The 16,298-nt window shown below is 71.7% G+C and carries 11 protein-coding genes; 6 read left to right on the forward strand and 5 right to left on the reverse strand.

Annotated features, from left to right (window positions below):
* Positions 1 to 77: 77 nt before the first annotated feature.
* Complete coding sequence (gene rlmN / locus ACIBJE_RS00540; RefSeq protein WP_396741255.1) at positions 78 to 1,217, forward strand: 23S rRNA (adenine(2503)-C(2))-methyltransferase RlmN; 1,140 nt, start codon at positions 78 to 80, stop codon at positions 1,215 to 1,217.
* A 31-nt stretch (positions 1,218 to 1,248) separates the two neighbouring features.
* Positions 1,249 to 2,679 carry a DivIVA domain-containing protein gene (locus ACIBJE_RS00545; RefSeq protein ID WP_396741257.1) on the forward strand — a complete coding sequence of 477 codons (1,431 nt, stop codon included), beginning with the start codon at positions 1,249 to 1,251 and terminating at the stop codon, positions 2,677 to 2,679.
* A 141-nt stretch (positions 2,680 to 2,820) separates the two neighbouring features.
* On the opposite strand, the gene ACIBJE_RS00550 is transcribed toward ACIBJE_RS00545, so the two are convergent.
* Positions 2,821 to 3,042 carry a DUF2631 domain-containing protein gene (locus tag ACIBJE_RS00550; protein ID WP_285787273.1) on the reverse strand — a complete coding sequence of 74 codons (222 nt, stop codon included), beginning with the start codon at positions 3,040 to 3,042 and terminating at the stop codon, positions 2,821 to 2,823.
* A 270-nt stretch (positions 3,043 to 3,312) separates the two neighbouring features.
* Here ACIBJE_RS00550 and ACIBJE_RS00555 point away from each other — a divergent pair, with 270 nt between their 5' ends.
* Positions 3,313 to 4,875, forward strand: a complete 1,563-nt coding sequence (locus ACIBJE_RS00555; RefSeq protein WP_396741260.1) for a Rieske 2Fe-2S domain-containing protein — start codon at positions 3,313 to 3,315, stop codon at positions 4,873 to 4,875.
* A gap of 172 nt (positions 4,876 to 5,047) precedes the next feature.
* Here the strand turns inward: ACIBJE_RS00555 and ACIBJE_RS00560 are convergent, their stop codons facing one another.
* On the reverse strand, positions 5,048 to 6,646 hold the full coding sequence (locus tag ACIBJE_RS00560; protein ID WP_396741262.1) for a phytoene desaturase family protein: 1,599 nt from the start codon (positions 6,644 to 6,646) through the stop codon (positions 5,048 to 5,050).
* 11 nt (positions 6,647 to 6,657) lie between these two features.
* Positions 6,658 to 7,377, reverse strand: a complete 720-nt coding sequence (locus tag ACIBJE_RS00565) for a TetR/AcrR family transcriptional regulator (protein WP_396741264.1) — start codon at positions 7,375 to 7,377, stop codon at positions 6,658 to 6,660.
* A 120-nt stretch (positions 7,378 to 7,497) separates the two neighbouring features.
* Here ACIBJE_RS00565 and ACIBJE_RS00570 point away from each other — a divergent pair, with 120 nt between their 5' ends.
* Together ACIBJE_RS00570 and ACIBJE_RS00575 are read left to right on the forward strand one after the other, a co-directional pair.
* The gene (locus tag ACIBJE_RS00570) at positions 7,498 to 9,726 is read left to right on the forward strand and encodes an MMPL family transporter (RefSeq protein WP_396741266.1); all 2,229 of its coding nucleotides are present in this window, start codon (positions 7,498 to 7,500) and stop codon (positions 9,724 to 9,726) included.
* Between the two features lie 68 nt (positions 9,727 to 9,794).
* Positions 9,795 to 10,961, forward strand: coding sequence for an alkaline phosphatase PhoX (locus tag ACIBJE_RS00575; protein ID WP_396741268.1), 1,167 nt, complete (start codon positions 9,795 to 9,797; stop codon positions 10,959 to 10,961).
* Between the two features lie 69 nt (positions 10,962 to 11,030).
* Here ACIBJE_RS00575 and ACIBJE_RS00580 read toward each other — a convergent pair whose 3' ends face one another.
* On the reverse strand, positions 11,031 to 11,873 hold the full coding sequence (locus ACIBJE_RS00580) for a YhjD/YihY/BrkB family envelope integrity protein (protein ID WP_396741270.1): 843 nt from the start codon (positions 11,871 to 11,873) through the stop codon (positions 11,031 to 11,033).
* A 51-nt stretch (positions 11,874 to 11,924) separates the two neighbouring features.
* Here ACIBJE_RS00580 and ACIBJE_RS00585 point away from each other — a divergent pair, with 51 nt between their 5' ends.
* Entirely contained in the window at positions 11,925 to 12,476 is a 552-nt protein-coding gene (locus ACIBJE_RS00585) for a GNAT family N-acetyltransferase (protein ID WP_396741272.1), read from the forward strand.
* A 429-nt stretch (positions 12,477 to 12,905) separates the two neighbouring features.
* Here the strand turns inward: ACIBJE_RS00585 and ACIBJE_RS00590 are convergent, their stop codons facing one another.
* Positions 12,906 to 16,037: a DNRLRE domain-containing protein gene (locus tag ACIBJE_RS00590; RefSeq protein ID WP_396741274.1), complete on the reverse strand. Its 3,132-nt coding sequence runs from the start codon at positions 16,035 to 16,037 to the stop codon at positions 12,906 to 12,908.
* Positions 16,038 to 16,298 lie beyond the last annotated feature (261 nt).

Consider the following 16,298-nt stretch of genomic DNA (forward strand, 5'->3'; position numbering starts at 1 on the left):
TGGTCAGGGGTTCCGACGGTGGCCGGACACCGGCGGACGGGTCGGGGGCGGCGCGGGCGTGGGAGACTGGACAGGCCATGACGAGCCTGCCCATGATCCCGGTCGATCCGGACGCCGCCGCTGCCCGACGGGCCTCGCTGCCCCCACGTCACCTCGCCGATCTCGACCTCGAGGGTCGGAAGGCCCTCGTCACCGAGCTGGGAGAGCCGGCCTTCCGGGCGCGACAGGTCTCCACCCACTACTTCGGGCGGCTGGTCCGGGACCCGGCACGGATGACGGACCTGCCTGCGGCCACCCGTGAGCGGCTGGCCGACGACCTGCTGCCGAAACTGCTCACCCCGGTTCGCGAGCTGGCCTGCGACGACGGGGCCACCCGTAAGGCGCTCTGGCGGCTGCACGACGGTTCCCTGGTCGAGAGCGTCCTGATGGGTTACCAGGACCGGGTGACGGTCTGCATCTCCAGCCAGGCCGGCTGCGGCATGGCCTGCCCGTTCTGCGCGACCGGCCAGGCCGGTCTCACCCGGAACCTTTCCACCGCCGAGATCGTCGACCAGGCCGTCTACCTCGCCGGGGTGGCCGCCTCCGGGGTGGTCTCCGGCTCACCGGCCCGGCTGTCGCACGTGGTGTTCATGGGCATGGGCGAGCCGCTGGCCAACTACGCCCGGGTGGTCGCGGCGATCCGCCGGTTGACCGCGCCGGCGCCCGAGGGCCTGGGGCTGTCGCAGCGGCACATCACCGTCTCCACGGTCGGTCTGGTGCCCGCCATCCGCCGTCTGGCCAGCGAAGACCTCTCGGTGACCCTTGCGCTCTCCCTGCACGCCCCCGATGATGAGCTTCGCGACGAGCTCGTGCCGGTCAACCAGCGCTGGAAGGTCGCCGAGGTGCTGGACGCCGTGTGGGACTACGCGGCCCGGACGGGGCGTCGGGTGTCGATCGAGTACGCGATGATCAAGGACGTCAACGACCAACCCTGGCGGGCGGACCTGCTCGGCCGGTTGCTGGCCGGCAGGTTGGCGCACGTGAATCTCATCCCGCTCAACCCGACCCCTGGCAGCCGGTGGGACGCCAGTCCCAAACCGGTCGAGCGGGAGTTCGTCCGGAGGCTGCGCGAGGCCGGGGTCTCCACCACGGTGCGTGACACTCGGGGGCGGGAGATCGACGGCGCGTGTGGGCAGTTGGCCGCAGCCGAGGGGGAGCAGGACGGGGCGACGGCGTGACGGGGCGTAGCGAACTGAACCAGGAGACATAGTGGCGAGTCAGGGTCAGCGTTTCCGGCGAAAGGCGCTCCGCCGGGGCTACAAGGTCGACGAGGTGGACGCCTTCCTGGACCGGGTCGAGGCGACCCTCGCCGGTGAGCCGGTCGGCGCGCCCGTGGCCTCCCAGGAGGTGCACGACGTCGTCTTCCGGGTCCGCTTCAACGGGTACGACGAGTGGCAGGTCGACCTCCACCTGGACCGGGTCGAGCGGCAGCTCGCCGAGTTGGAGGAGCGTGGCGGGGCCGTCCCCACCCGGCCCGGCGACCGCATGGGCCCCCCTGACCGGTTGGGTCCGCCCGACCACCGCATGGGCCCCCCTGACCGCATGGGTCCGCCCGACCACCGCATGGGCCCCCCCGACCGCATGGGTCCGCCCGACCACCGCCTGGCTCCTCCTGACCGGATGGGTCCGCCCGAGCATCGGATGGGTCCCCCCGACCGCATGGGCCCCCCGGACCGGATGGGCCTGCCGGAACACCGGATGGGTCCCCCGGATCGCATGGGTCCCCCTGATCGCATGGGTCCCCCTGATCGGATGGGTCCTCCTGATCGGATGGGTCCGCCGGATCGCATGGGTCCTCCCGATCGGATGGGTCCGCCGGATCGCATGGGTCCTCCCGATCGGATGGGTCCGCCGGAGCGGATGGGTCCTCCCGATCCCATGGGTCCGCCGGACCGGATGGGTCCTCCCGATCCCATGGGTCCGCCGGACCGGATGGGCCCGCCGATGCGGGACGAGCGGGGCCGGCCCGTTCCACCGCCGCTACCGCCTCGTCCGATGCCCGCGCAGCCCAACCCGGGCGACCGGTACGGCCGGTACGAGGAACAGACCGGCGCCTTCCCGGGCGGCTTCGACGCGCCCCGGGAGGAGTACGACGTGCCGCCTCGCGGTCACGCCGGCCCCCCGCCCGGGCACGGCGGTCCGCCGCCCCGTGGTCTCCCCGCCGGCCCCGGCGGGTACGGGCCGGACGACCGGTTCGACGGGTTCGAGGCGGGCCGACGCGGCCGGGCGGACATGACGGCCGAGATCCGCATGCCCGACCGGGACCTGCGACGTGGCCCGGCCGGCCCGCCGCCCGGGATGCCTCCGGCGCTGCCGGCCCAGCCGTCCAGTGGTCCCCCGATGGGCGGCCCGCCGATGGCCGGTCCGCCGCCGATGGCCGGCCCGCCCGGAAGCGACCTCCACCGGGTGGACCAGATCCGGCGCGGATTCCAGGTGCGGCGGTTCGGCAGCGGGTACGACCCGGACCAGGTGGACCGGTTCTTCGACAGCCTGCTCGGGGGCATGTCAGGGCGGGGCCCGATGCCGGTCAACCCGAAGGACCTCGACAGCATGCGCTTCCCGCTCGTTCCGGGCGGCTACTTCGAGGCGGAGGTCGACGCGGCGTTGAAGGACGTCCAGGACATCCTGCTCGGCCGCTGAGGTCGAGCCGGTGCCCGGTGACCCCGGAGGCACCGGACCGGTGATATCCCGGGAAGAACGACCGAGGGCCCGCCCCCGAACGGGGAGCGGGCCCTCGTCACGTCGTCCGGGTCGCCCGGCGGTGGGTTGCCCAGCCGCAGGTCAGGACCGCAGGCCGTTGCGGCGCAACACCACGTCGCCGATGACGACCAGCAGCAGCAACGCCGCACCGACGATCAGGAAGATGTCCTCGACCCTGCCCTCGTGGTTGCCGCAGATCATCGCCAGCATCGCCAGCGCAGTGAGGACCGCGCCGATCTGACCGGCCTTGCGGTACCCCGGCTTGTGCTGGTCTGGCGACGTTACCGGCTCGCTTCCTGCCACTGTCGGTCCTTCCCTCGCGATCGGATCTCCGGTTAGTCTGGCACGCCCCGCACCGGGCCCGGCGCAGGGTCCGGCCGGTGGTGCCCCGCCCGCCCGGTCCGGTCGGTCGGCCCGTCCGGGGCGCCCCGCCGATCCGACCCGCCCGGCCGGGGTCGATCGCCCCCGGCGACCGGGCCGAAGGGCACTACCGGCGTCGCGGTTCGAGGGCCACAGTCACTCCGGTAGCGTTCTGTCGTACACCTTGGTTGTCGTTTTGAGGGGGACTGTACGGTGCGAGTGACCGGTACGGGGCATGCCAGCATGCGAATCGACACGGCTGCGGGCAGCATCCTCTGCGACCCCTGGGTCAACCCGGCCTACTTCGCGTCGTGGTTCCCGTTCCCGGACAATTCCCAGCTCGACTGGGAGACCCTCGGCCAGGTCGACTACCTCTACGTCTCGCACCTGCACCGGGACCACTTCGACGCGGCACACCTCAAGCGGTTCGTGTCGAAGAAGGCGACCGTGCTGCTGCCCGCGTTCCCCACCTCCGAGATGGAGGACGAGTTGCGCGAGCTGGGCTTCACCAGCTTCCTGCGGACCCGTAACGAGGAGGTGCACGAACTCGACGGCGGGTTGAAGATCATGATTCAGTCGCTGACCAGCCCGACCGACGGCCCGATCGGCGACTCCTCGCTCTGGGTCGAGTACGACGGCGTCCGCCTGCTCAACCAGAACGACGCCCGCCCCACCGACCTCAGCCTCTTCACCGAGCTGGGGCACGTGCACGCGCACATGCTCCAGTTCTCCGGGGCGATCTGGTACCCGATGGTCTACGAGCTGCCGCAGGCCGCCAAGACCGCCTTCGGCAAGCAGAAGCGCGACCGGCAGTTCGACCGCACCTGGCGCTACATCGACGACCTGAAGGCCGACCACGTCTTCCCGATCGCCGGGCCGCCCTGCTTCCTCGATGACGAGCTGTGGCAGTTCAACGACATCCACGGCGACGAGGGGAACATCTTCCCCGACCAGTCGGTCTTCCTCTCCGAGTACGCCAAGGTCGGCGGCACCAACGGGGTGGTGCTGCTGCCGGGCAGCGTCGCCGAGGTCACCACGGAGAGCTGCGAGACCAGCCACCCGGTGCCGGTGGACGAGTTCTTCGCCGGCAAGGTCGCCCACCTGGAGGAGATGCGGGAGCGCAAGCGCCCGGTCATCGAGGCGGAGAAGGCGTCCTGGCGGCACCCGGAGATCGACGTCCTCAAGGAGATGAAGCGGCGCATCGAGCCGCTGCTGGAGGAGTCGGTCTACCTGGCCAAGGGCGTCGGCGGCCCGGTCCGCTTCGACCTGGTGGGCTACGACGGGGAAACCGTCGAGTCGATCGTGGTGGACTTCCCGGGCAAGGAGGTGCGGCCGTACGCGGACGAGAAGGTCCGGTACCGGTTCCGTACCGAGCGCGCCCTGGTCGAGCACCTGCTGCACATCGGCGAGGTGGACTGGGTCAACTCGCTCTTCCTCTCCTGCCGCTTCTCGGCCGCCCGGATCGGCCAGTACAACGAGTTCGTCTACTCGTTCTTCAAGTGCCTCTCCCGCGAACGCCAGCAGTACGCCGAGGGCTGGTACGACGAGCACGAGCGCACCAGCGACGCCGAGGACATCACCCTGGGCGACTGGGTGGTGCAGCGGCGTTGCCCGCACCTGAAGGCGGACCTGACCCGGTTCGGCGTGGTCGAGGGCGACCAGCTCACCTGCCAGCTGCACGGCTGGAAGTTCGACCTCGCCAGCGGTCGCTGCCTGACCAGCGTCGGCCACAAGATCCGCGCCCACCGCGCCGACGCCCCACCCACCCCCGCCTGATCCCCACAGCCCTCGCCCGACGTCTCCGCCCGACGTCTCCGCCCGACGTCTCCGCCCGGCATCCGGCCCGGCGTCGATCAAGAAGTTCGCGTCAGTATTGGCTATTTCCCTGACGCGAACTTCTTGATCAACGGTGCCGGAATGGGGCGGGGCCTGGTGGGGTGGGGGAGGGTCAGGAGGGGGCGAGGTCGGTGAGGATGCGGTGGGCGGCGTTGTGGCCGGCCGCGCCGATCACGCTGCCCGCCGGGTGGCAGCCGGCGCTGCCGGCGTACAGGCCGTCGACCCCGGTGGCGTAGGGCATCCGGTCGGTGAACGAGACCGTGTTGTCGACGTGGTGGATGTGCCCGCCGGTGATCCCGAAGTGCGCCTCGATGCCGGGCGGGGTGAGCGGCACGGCGTCGGCGATCAGGTCACCGGTGCCCGGGGCGTACCGCTCGCACAGCTCGACCAGCTGCGTCACGTAGCCGGGGAGGGCGTCGTCCCAGGTGGTGCCGGCCAGCTCGTACGGCACCGACTGGACGAAGAGCGCCGACGAGTGGTGCCCGGCCTCGTCGCGCAACGACGGGTCGACCGTGGTGTGCAGGTACCACTCGACGGTCGGCTCGGCCGGCAGCCGTCCGGCCCGCACGTCCGCCCACATCTCCCGGAGCGCGGTCATCGGGGAGGTGGCGTCCCCGCCGACCAGGGAGGCCGAGCCGGGGAGCAGGTGGATGGTGGAGCCGAACGGGTTCGGCGCGTCCGCCGGCAGGCAGGAGAAGCGGGGCAGCCCGGTCAGCGCCAGGTTCACCTTCAGGGTGCTGCCGGTGCGGCGGACCGCCGTCATCCGCTCGGTGAGCGGGGCCGGCAACGCGCCGTCGGGCACCAGCTCCATCAGCCGGTACGGGTCGCAGGCCCCGAGCACCACGGACGCGCTGACCGTCCGGCCGTCGGCGAGCGCCACGCCGGAGACCGCGCCGCCGTCGAGGAGGACGGAGGCGACCGGCGTACCGGTGTGGATGCTCGCCCCGGCGGCGCGGGCGGCCTCGGCGAAGGTCCGGGAGACGGTGCCCATCCCGCCCTCGGCGATCATCCAGGTGCCGTCCGCGCCGGGCAGCCGGCACATGTTGTGTACGAGGAAGTTGTGCCCGGTGCCCGGGTCGTCCGGACCGGCGTTGAGCCCGGAGAGCCCGTCGGTGACCGCGTACATGCTGACCAGCAGTTCGGAGCGGAACTCGAACCGGGCCAGGTAGTCGGCGACGGAACCGCGCACCAGGTCGACGAAGGTCTCGCGCAGGGCCGGGCGGACGTACCGCTCGGCGGTCTCCTCCACCGGCAGCGGCTCGGCGAGCCAGGCCGGCGCGAGATCCTCGCGGAGCGCGCCCAGCTCGGCCTGCATGGCGTCGTCGGCGGCCACGTCGGCGGGGGAGAAGAACTCCGCGAGCTGCGCCCGGGTGGCCGCCCGGTCGCTGCCCATCAGCAGGTACGGCGAGCCGGGCCCGCCCGGCGTGGGCAGGAAGTAGTGCGGGTCGCGGCGCAGCACCGGGATGCGGACGTCGAGGGCGGCGAGCAGCTCGGGCGGCATCAGCCCGAGCAGGTACGAGCCGGTGGAGTGGCGCAGGCCGGGGACCTTCGGGAACGGGTTCTCCGTCCGGGCCGCCCCACCGATCACGTCGGCGGCCTCCAGCACCACCACGCTCAGGCCGGCGCGGGCCAGCAGGACGGCGGAGACCAGACCGTTGTGCCCGGCTCCGACGATCACGACGTCGGCTCGGGACGGCAGCTCGGGTGTCATGTCCGCGCAGCCTAGTGCGATCCGGCCCGGCGCGGGGCGACGCGGACCGTGGCCCCGGGCGTACCGGTTCGATCCGAGGCGGGGCTGAGCTGCGCGACGAAGGCGGCCAGTTCGGTCTCGAAGAGCGCCTCCGGTTCGGTGACCGCCCAACGCAGGTGGTCGAAAACCTCCATGGCGATCAGGCCGTAGATCCGCGTCCAGCCGCTGAGGAAGGCGTACGCGACCTCCAGCGACAGGTCGCCGTGGCTGCGCCGCAGCGGGGCGAGCCGGTCGCCGAGGTGTTCCTCCAGGAACTCCCGGGGTGGGGTCCGCAGGCCGGCGCGCTCGGCGAGGGTGGCCAGCGGACGGACGAACACCGTGCCGAGCCGGGCGCCGGGGTGGTCCTCGTCGCCGCAGGCGTCGGTGAACTCCTCCAACCCCGGCACCGGGTTGCCGAAGATCAGGGTGAACTCGGCGCGGTTGTCGACCCCCCAGCGGCGGAACGCCCGGCTCATGGCGAGCAGCTGGTCGAGGGGATCATCCCCGGCGGCGTCCCGGGCCGCCTCGACGGTCTGCCGCAGCTCGTCGTACAAGTCCGCGGCCAGACCGGCGATGAGCGCCTCCAGGCTGGGAAAGTAGCGGTAGATCGCGGGGGCGGTCATGCCCATGTCGCGCGCGATGGCCCGGAGCGAGACGGCGTCGAGTCCACCCGTCACCAACAACCGCCGCGCGCCGTCCTTGATCTCGGACACGGTTGCCGTACGGAGGCGTTCACGTCGACTCGATGGGGTCATTCCGGGCAGGGCTCCTTGACGGCCGAGAACACCGTTGCGTAAGTTAACGGTGATTACCAGTTAACGGTGTTCACTCGAATGAGCGACAGTTACATCGTACGACCTGACGGGTCGGTGAAGGGGGACGCGATGTTCGCCTGGTGGGGGCGGATGGTGGTGCGGCTTCGCTGGGCGGTGCTCGCCGCCGGGCTGGCTCTGGTCGTGGTCGGTGCGACCTGGGGTGCGGCGGTCTTCGGTCAGCTGACCGGGGGTGGCTTCGACGATCCGGGCAGCGAGTCGAGTCGGGCCCTCGCCCGGATCAACGAGGAGCTGGGGCCGCAGGGCGCCGACGTGATCGTCCTCTTCTCCGACGACGCGACCACCGTCGACCAGCCGGCCTTCCGGGACCCGGTCACGGCGACCCTCACCCGGCTGCGCGAGCACCCCGAGGTGCGCCAGGTCACCAGCTGGTACGAGACCCAGACGCCCACCCTGGTCAGCGACGACCGGCGGGCCACGTACGCCCTGGTGCAGCTGCGCGCCACCGACGAGGACGACAAGACCGCCGCGTACGACGACCTCGTTCCGGCCTTCGACACCCCCGGGGTGCGCACCGAGACCGGCGGCACGGTGCCGTTCCTGCACGTGGCGAACGAGCAGACCACCGAGGACATCACCAAGGCCGAGATCCTCTCCATGCCGGTGCTGCTGGTGCTGCTCATCCTGATCTTCCGGGGCCTGGTCGCCGCCATGACCCCGCTGCTCATCGGCGGGCTGGCCATCCTCGGCGCGTTCATCGCGGTGCGCCTGCTGAACATGGTCACCGAGGTGTCGATCTTCGCGATCAACGTCATCACGCTGATCGGCCTCGGCATGGCGATCGACTACGCGCTCTTCGTGGTCAGCCGGTTCCGGGAGGAACTGGACGCCGGCCGCGACGTCCGATCGGCCATCGCCCGGACCATGGCCACCGCCGGCCGGACCGTGCTGGTCTCCGGAGTGATCATCGCCCTGGCCATGTCCAGTCTGCTGATCTTCCCGATGGCCTTCCTGCGCTCCATGGCCCTCGGCGGGGTGGCCGCCGTCCTGATCGCCATGCTCGCCTCGCTGACCGTGCTGCCGGCCCTGCTCGTGGTGCTCGGCCCACGGATCAACGCGCTGCGCGTACCGCTGCCGAGGTGGCGGCGGCGCGCGGAGCCGGCGGTGACCGGTGGCGCCTGGGCCCGGATCGCGCGCAGCGTGATGCGCCGCCCGGTGCCCTACCTGCTCGGGGTCCTGGTGGTGCTGGCGGTGCTCGCGGTGCCGTCGCTGCGGATGGAGTTCGGCGGTTTCGACGAGCGGGTGCTGCCGGCCGGTTCGGAGCCCCGGGTGGTCGCCGACCGGATCAGCGAGGACTTCCCGGGCGGCACGGTCGCCCCGATCGACGTGCTGGTCTCCGGCGCCCCGGTCGAGCAGGTCCAGCCCTTCGCCGACCGGGTGGCCGGGGTCGAGGGGATCACCGGGGTGACCGTGGCCGCCAACCGGGGCACCTCGACCCTGCTCAGCGTCACCTACACCGGCGAGCCGACCGGCGACGTCGCCCAAGACGCGGTCCGGGCGATCCGGGAACTGCCCGCGCCGGGCGGCGCGGAGGTCCTCGTCGGCGGCCGTCCCGCCGCCGACCGGGACCTGCTGGACAGCCTCTCCGCCGGGCTGCCCTGGATGGCGCTGCTGATGGCGGCGGCCACGCTGATCGTGCTCTTCCTCGCCTTCGGTTCGGTGGTGCTGCCGATCAAGGCGGTGCTGATGAACCTGGTCTCGATCGGCGCGTCCTTCGGCGTGGTGGTCTGGATCTTCCAGGACGGGCACTTCGCCGACCTGCTCGGCTTCACCCCGACCGGATTCGTCGAACCGAGCAATCCGATCTTCATGCTGGCGGTCCTCTTCGGACTCGCCACCGACTACGAGGTCTTCCTCCTCTCCCGGGTCCGCGAGGAGTGGGACCGCAGCGGTGACAACACCGCCTCGGTCGCGGCCGGTCTCCAGTACACCGGGCGGATCATCACCGCCGCCGCGCTGCTGCTGATCGTCGTGGTGGCCGGCTTCGCCACCGGCGGGATGGCCTACATCAAGCTGATCGGCGTCGGCATGATCGTCGCCATTGTGGTGGACGCCACGCTGGTCCGGGCGTTGCTGGTGCCGGCGAGCATGCGGCTGCTCGGGCGGTGGAACTGGTGGGCCCCCGGCCCGCTCGGGCGGGTCTACCGCCGCTACGGCATCCGCGAGTCGGAGTCCGGAGACGAGGAACCCGCCCCGGCCGGTGATCGTCACGCCGCGTTCACCCGATAGGGACTGCGATCAATGCCCCGACGGCCGTAGTGTCGTCGGGGCATTGACGTTTATCTCTGGAGGTAACCGTGGAGCGTCGTACCGTCCTGCGCGCCGCCGTCCTCGGCGCGGGCACCGCCACCTTCGCCGGAGCCCTCTGGCAGCAGGCCTTCGCCGCCGTCGCCCAGCCCGGTCCCAGCCCGTACGGCGACCTGCTCCCCGTCGACGCCAACGGGGTCGAACTGCCGGCCGGCTTCACCAGCCGGATCATCGGCCGCTCCGGCCGGGTCGTGGCCGGCACCGGCTACGTGTGGCACCCGGCACCGGACGGCGGAGCCTGTTTCCCGACCGCCGACGGCTGGATCTACGTGTCGAACTCGGAGATCCCGCTGCTCGGCGGGGCATCGGCGGTGCGTTTCCGGGCCGACGGGTCGATCGTCTCGGCGTACCGGATCCTCTCCGGCACCAACATCAACTGTGCCGGCGGGGCCACCCCGTGGGGCACCTGGCTCTCCTGCGAGGAGGTGCCACTCGGCCTGGTCTACGAGACGTGGCCGGACGGCAGCCGCGAGGCCGAGGAGCGCAGCCGGATGGGCCGGTTCAAGCACGAGGCCGCCGCCTGCGACCCGGACCGGAAGGTGGTCTACCTGACCGAGGACGAGTCGGACGGCTGCTTCTACCGGTTCGTGCCGGACACCTGGGGCGATCTGCGTAACGGCCGGGTCCAGGTGCTCTGCGCGCCGGCCGACCAGGTCGCCGGCCCGGTCACCTGGGCCGACATCCCGGACCGGGACGGCATTCCGACCGCCACCCGCAAGCAGGTCGGCGCGGCGAAGCACTTCGCCGGGGGCGAGGGCTGCTGGTACGACCGGGGCGTCTGCTACTTCACCACCAAGGGCGACGGTCGGGTCTGGGCGTACGACGCGGTCAACCAGCGCCTCGACCTGTCGTACGACGACTCGCTGGTGCCGCCCGGCACCGCCACGCTGACCAACGTCGACAACATCACCGGCAGCCGGAGCGGTGACCTCTACGTGGCCGAGGACGGCGGCAACATGGAGATCAACATCATCACGCCCAGCGGGGTCGTCGCCCCCTTCCTGCGCCTCCCCGGCCAGTCCGAGTCGGAGATCACCGGCCCCGCCTTCTCTCCGGACGGCCGCCGCCTCTACTTCTCCTCCCAGCGCGGCCCCGGCGGTGGCATCGCCGGCACCGACGGCATCACCTACGAGGTCACCGGTCCGTTCCGTCCCTGACCGGTTCCAGGGCGTTGATCAAGAGGTTCGCGTCAGGATTCCCGGCCCCGGGTGACGCGAACTTCTTGATCAACGGGGGTGGTTCCCGCGGCGGGCACGCCAGCGGGAGAGGGCGAGGGTGGCGGAGTAGCCGGCCAGCACGATCACGTGGAAGAGGTAGAGCCAGAGCAGGACGGCCACGCCCGCGCCGATGGCGTCGAAGCCGCCGAACGGGACTCCGAGGTCGAGGGGGAGGGAACAGAAGAGCACGAAGCCGTGCAGGAACCCGGAGAGGTTCGCGGCGGTGAACGAGCCCACCCCCAGCGCGGAGAGCCAGTCCGGGGTCGCCGGCCCGACCACCCGGAACAACCAGAGCAGCACCGGGGTGAGCACCAGCCACACCGACAGGAACGACAGCACCACGCCGAGCGCACCGATCCACCCGCCCTGCCGGACCAGCCGGGTGGTCAGCGGTAGCGCCACCAGGATCGACAGCAGCAGCGCGGGGGCCAGGGCGAACAGCGGCAGCAGCAGGAGCCGGCCGCGCCAGCCGACCAGGGACTCGGCCGGGTCGGGCGGGTTGGCGACCGAGACGAACGCCCGGCGGAAACCCTCGCCGTACAGCGACGCCGGCAGCAGGGAGGCGAGCGCGAAGAGCGGAGTCAACTCCAGGCCGCCGTCGACCAGCGCGGCCACCGCCCGGTCCGCACCGATCTCGGTGGGCAGGGTCTCCACCGCGTACGACGTGAGCCGGCGCACCCGGTCCGCCCCGAAGGCCAGCCCGGTCAACCAGATCGCCAGCAGCGCGACCGGCACCACCGCGATCGCCCCGTAGAACGTGATCGCGGCGGCGTGCAGCGACAGGTCCCGGCCGCGTACCGGCCGGAAGGCGGCCCGGCCGATCCGTTTCGCGCGCTGCCATCCGCTGCCCATCGCCGGCTAATTCCCCGCAGCCGACCAGTGCACGCATTACGATCCCGCGACATGGCTGTGATCACCGAGACCGAACGTCTGCTGGTCCGTCCCTGGACGCGGGAGCCGGCCGACCTGGCGAGCCTCTACGACATGTACTCCCGGCCCGAGATGGTGCGCTTCTTCGGCAACATGGCGCCGCTCACCGATCCGGAGCAGGCGGTCGAGATGCTGCGGCGCTGGGAACTCCGTGGCTCCCGCGACGGCTGGTACGACATCTGGGCGGTCGAACTGCGCGGGACCGGGCAGGTGGTCGGCACGACCATGATCAAGCAACTGCCCGGCCCGGACGACCCGGTGCTGAGCGACGACATCGAGGTGGGCTGGCACCTGCACCCCGACCACTGGGGCAACGGCTACGCCACCGAGGCGGCCCGGGCGCTGATCGACCGGGAGTGGGCGCACACCTCGACCGAGGAGATCCATGCCGTGACCGACCCGGGTAACGAGGCGTCGAAGGCGGTTGCCCGCCGGCTCGGCATGAGCTACCTCGGCCGGCGCACCGACTGGTACGGCGGCACCGAGGTCGACGCCTTCGCCCTGCGCCGGCCGACGGCACGTTGACCGTGGGCTGATCCCGACCGGCGGGTCGCGCGTCGACCGGCCGGTCGGCCACCGCAGGCGGATCCAGCCGGCGAAGCGGGTGAAGGGGCTGTCCCCGCCGACGTCCTGCGGGCCGACGCCGATCCGGTCGGCGACGGCGTCGTACGACAGCAGCGTCAGTCCGACCCGGTTGTCGGCGTACTCGACGCGCAGCCCGCAGCCCGCAGACGCCGTACCGGCCGAACCGCGTCCGGTCGCGGCGATGCCCTGACCACCGTCGGCTGTACCCCGCCACGTGGACCCCCGCCCCACCTCCACCGACCTTCACCCCGTCGCCCGCCGGCCGGACCTTGGACCGTTACCGTCCGGATGCGACGGTAACGGTCCAAGATCTGCGCAGGGCGGGTCAAGCGATCGGGCAGGGTTAGCCGTTGAGGAAGTGCGCGGGTGTCAGCCGAAGGACCTCACGCTGCTCCAGTTGTCCCCGAGGACCACCTTGACCGGGCCGTTCGTGTTGGTGGTGGACGGGTGGTAGACCGACATCTGCCCGGTCGTGCCGGAGCGGGTCCAGAGGTCGGGCACCTGGTCGCCGTTGACGTCCGGGATGCCGATGACGGCGCTGACGTTGGCCTCCGTCCAGCTGTTGCCGTAGGAGACGTCCCCGCTGCGGGAGGCGGCGGCGGACTTCAACGAGTCCAGGTTCACGCTGCCCGCCACCGTGCCCGGCTTGCCGTGCCGGACGTACATGTTGCCGTTGTCCAGGTTGCGCCAGAGCAGGTCCGGCGTGCCGTCCAGGTCGATGTCCGCCAGGTTGACGATCTCCCGGCGGGCCCAGGCGGTGCCCTCCATCAGCGTCGCCGTCTGGAAGCTCGCTCCGGTGTAGCCGCTCAGCGCCCAGAACTGGGTTCCGGAGCGCAGGACCAGGTCCGGGCGCTTGTCCCCGGTGATGTCGCCGACCGCCTTGATCTGGGTCCAGGTGGACGGGGCCGGCAGTCCTGGGGGCAGGAGGATCCGCAGCCGGCGATCCACGTCGAAGGAGCCGTACCCGTCACCGGGGTAGAGCCAGAAGCCGCCGTCCGGGGTCCGGGCGAACAGGTCCGTCGACCCGTCGCCGGGGTAGGCGTCGGAGTGCTTCGTGATCAGTGCCGCCTGGCCGGTGGTCGGGTCGTACCAGTGGCCCGGCGGGTTGAGCTGGCCGTCCCGGGTGTACGAGCCGACCTGCCACGAGTACAGCTCGCCACCGGTGTCGCCGGCGTAGTTGCGCAGGTTGCCGGCGGCGTCGATCAGGAGCAGATCGGCGATGCCGTCACCACCGGTGTCACCCGGAGCGTCGGCGGTGTCCCGCGGCGGTACGAAGAACTTGTAGTCGGCGCGCGAGCTCTGGTTGTGCGCCGCGTCGAAGGCGTACACGTGCAGGGTGTTCGGGCCGGCGTGCCGGGGAGCCAGGGCGGGCACGGTGGCCGTGCCGTTGACCGCCGGCACCGTGACGGGGGTGCCGGTGCCCTCGAAGGCGTAGGTGAAGTACGACACGTCGGTGGCGGTGAAGGTGACCGCGCCGGTCTGGCCGAACTTCACCGTCGACCAGGTGGCCCCGTCCGAGGTGGCGGGCAGGAACACGTCGCTGGTGACGGTCGGCGTGGACGGCTTCGAGCCGTCGATGGTCAGGCGGCAGGGCTCGTTGCCCGGTGGGAAGTACGACGAGTGCGCGCCCAGCGCATCCCTGGCGCGGACATCCCACGAGTAGACCGCCTGGTCCTGCAGGTTGGTGCCGAGGATGGTCAGCGACGCCTTGCCGGCGCTGGTCGCGGTGACCAGGGTGTCGGCGGGCACGGCGGTGCCGTCCTTCCAGAAGCGGAAGCCCAGCTGCAGGGTGCCGCCGTCCGGGTCGGTGGCGGTCGCTGACAGCACGATGTCCTTCTTGGCGACGGTGACGCCGCCGCCGGGGCCCGGCCGACACGCGTCGCCGGGGATCGAGACGCCGTTCACCGGCTCCCTCGGCGGCCGGTTGTAGGTGACGCTCAGCTCCGCCGAGGTGGCCCGGAACTTACGCCAGGTCAGGGTGTCGGACTCGCTGGTGGCCTTCATGCCGAAGTGGATGTTCGGCCAGCCCAGGCTGGCCCCATCCTTGGCCGCCTCCAGCACGTTGAAGCTCACGTAGTCGTCGGCGCAGCTGCTGCCGTAGCCGTACGCGAACGAGCGTCGCTGCTGCTCCTCGCGCCAGGTCGGCTGCGCGTTCCAGGTGGTGCCGGTGGAGATCGAGTTGGTGAGCCAGAGCTGCATCTCCCGGGCGGTGCAGCTCCAGGAGTGGTTGTTCAGGATCTTGAAGGTGGCCGCGCTGACCGTCGCTCCCTTGATGCTGCTGCTGAAGCCCATCCGCCAGAAGGAGCGGGCCCGCAGGGGCGTGTCCTCCTCGTAGCCGACCCGGGCGTCGGTGGTGCCCGAGTTGAAGTTGGTGCCGTTGTAGGTGTTGGTGTTCGGGTGCTGGGAGTAGACGGTCGCCCACGGGTTCACGCCGCTGATCAGCGTCGGGTCGAGGAAGACCGGGAAGACCGCCTTCTCGTCGGTGAGCAGCCCGGTGGCGGCGGCGTCCAGGTGCAGTCGGGCGTCGCCGGTGCCGTTGCCGTCGAGTCGGGTGGGCATCCGGCCGTGTCGTGCGCCCGGCTCGACGCCGCTGAGGCCGGAGAGGCCCAGCACGTCCGCGGGGGTGGCGACGGCGGTGCGGGGAGTGGACTCGGGGTTCTCCCGGCCGGCGGAGTCCCAGGCGAACGGGGTGGGGATCGAGCCGAGCTCCCGGCCGCCGGCCCGGTCGAGGATCCGGACGCCGCCGGTGGTCGTGTCGTGGCGGAAGACCGCCGAGGTGGACCGCAGGCCGTAGGAGACCGCACTGACCGCCCGTACGGTGTCGGCCTCCCGGTTCTTCACCACCAGGAGTTGCCCGACCGCCCCGTCGTCGCGCGCCACGACGAGCAGGTCGACGCCGGGGAGAACCTCGGGGTACAGGGCACGCGGACCGTCGAGGACCGGCTCCGGCAACGGGCCGGGCCAGGTGTACCCGATGGTGTGACCGTCGACGTCCATCTCGGCCAGGACGCTGTGCGCCGGACCGGTGCGTCCACCGGTGGCGCTCCCACCGGAGCCGCCCTGTCCCGCCTCGGCGGTGCCGCCGGAGAAGCGGACGGTGCTCGGTCCGTTCACCGGACGGACGTTCAGGCCGTCGGGGTTCTCGGCGTCGCGGACCAGGGTGGTGTCGACCGGTGCCCACTGTCCCCGGTCGTCCTTCGCCCGCTGCGGCGTGGCGTGCGACGTGGTGCGCATCTGTCCGTTCGGTAGCGCCCAGGTGAGCGAGGTGGCCGTCGTGGCGGTCTCCACGAGCACCTCCTTGGCGGTGCGGCGGGCCTCGGCCAGCGCGGTCGCCTCGTCCCGGGGAACGGGTGCCGGCGCGGCATCGGCCGCCGGCTGGGCGGCCTCCGGCGCGAACCGCCAGAACAGCGGGACGGCGACCAGGGCGGCCAACAGACCCAGGGTGACGATCAGCCGGACGCGCGTACGTACGAGCGGGCCGAGCAGGCGGGGCACGGTCACGACGAATCCACTCCCGTGGGGGCCAGGTGGACAGGGGAGGCAGACGGACGGCCCCGTCCGGCTGACCGGGGGGCAGAAACGCGGGCACACGATCGCACGGGATCGGCTCGCCCCGCCTACCCTGCGGATGTTATCGATTCGTGACCTTCTGATTTGCTGCTCGCGATGGTTGCGTCGGTAAGTGGTTACTGGGGTGATTTGGCGGTGCGATCTCGGACGGCCTGTAGCGATATGCCCGACCCGCGCCGAGTTTTGCGGTCC

Origin of the sequence: Micromonospora sp. NPDC050187, from assembly GCF_044459745.1 — a bacterium.
Taxonomy (GTDB): Bacteria; Actinomycetota; Actinomycetes; order Mycobacteriales; family Micromonosporaceae; genus Micromonospora.

Excerpts from the sequence above, each read along its gene's own strand:
- rlmN (WP_396741255.1), top strand. The coding sequence starts at position 78 with ATGACGAGCCTGCCCATGATCCCGGTCGATCCGGACGCCGCCGCTGCC.
- ACIBJE_RS00560 (WP_396741262.1), bottom strand. The coding sequence starts at position 6,646 with ATGACACCCGAGCTGCCGTCCCGAGCCGACGTCGTGATCGTCGGAGCC.
- ACIBJE_RS00580 (WP_396741270.1), bottom strand. The coding sequence starts at position 11,873 with ATGGGCAGCGGATGGCAGCGCGCGAAACGGATCGGCCGGGCCGCCTTC.
- ACIBJE_RS00570 (WP_396741266.1), top strand. The coding sequence starts at position 7,498 with ATGAGCGACAGTTACATCGTACGACCTGACGGGTCGGTGAAGGGGGAC.
- ACIBJE_RS00585 (WP_396741272.1), top strand. The coding sequence starts at position 11,925 with ATGGCTGTGATCACCGAGACCGAACGTCTGCTGGTCCGTCCCTGGACG.